General features: G+C 53.1%; 1 rRNA gene. It reads left to right on the top strand.

Annotated features, from left to right (window positions below):
• Positions 1-389 precede the first annotated feature (389 nt).
• A 23S ribosomal RNA gene (locus HMPREF2791_RS12135) occupies positions 390-844 on the top strand; the annotation flags it as partial.

Genomic DNA, 844 nt, shown 5'->3' with positions numbered 1-844 from the left:
TTTGTGGCCCACAGTTGTGGGTTGTGTTTGTGTGGTTGAGTCGCCGAGTGTGTGACTGCCGCGTAAGTATTTTTGCCGGGTGGAGACACACCCTCGGGTTGTGGTTGCACTGCTTGGATGGTGGTGCGGCTGGCCTGTGATGGTTGTGCGTTCACATGGTGTTGGTTGGGTGGATGCATCCGGTTTGCGTGACAAAAGGTTGTTTATGTTGGTGCACTGTTGGGTGTCTGGGGCAGCACATGTTGTTCCTGTTGGGCCCTTGCGCTGGATTGGCCACTGTGTTGTGGTTGGTTGTGTGTGGGGGTTGTGTTGTGTGAGAACTGTATAGTGGACGCGAGTATCTTTCTTTTTTGTGTTTTGGTGTTTATACCTTGATTGTTTGTGTGTCCGTGTGTTTTGTTACGGGCGTATGGTGGATGCCTTGGCATGCTGAGCCGATGAAGGACGTGTGAGGCTGCGTTATGCCTCGGGGAGTTGCCAACAAAGCGTTGATCCGAGGATGTCCGAATGGGGAAACCCAGCACCAGTTGTGTGGTGTTACCCGCAGGTGAATACATAGTCTGTGTGGGGGTTGACGCGGGGAAGTGAAACATCTCAGTACCCGTAGGAGAAGAAAACAATTGTGATTCCGTGTGTAGTGGCGAGCGATAGCGGATGAGGCTAAACCGTGTGCGTGTGATACCTGGCAGGGGTTGCGTGTGCGGTGTTGTGGGGCGTAAATGTTGCAGGCTGCCGACTGCAAGCGCGATGCGCACATATCAGCGGAAGCATCTGGGATGGTGCACCGGAGTAGGTGATGAGTCCTGTACGTGAAGGTGTGTGTGGTTGTGTTGTTTGTGTTTTT

The sequence above is a fragment of the Corynebacterium sp. HMSC034A01 genome, from assembly GCF_001838175.1.
In the GTDB taxonomy this organism is placed as follows: domain Bacteria; phylum Actinomycetota; class Actinomycetes; order Mycobacteriales; family Mycobacteriaceae; genus Corynebacterium.
Note: the sequence above shows the minus strand (reverse complement) of the source record. Positions and strands in the feature narration are given on the sequence as shown.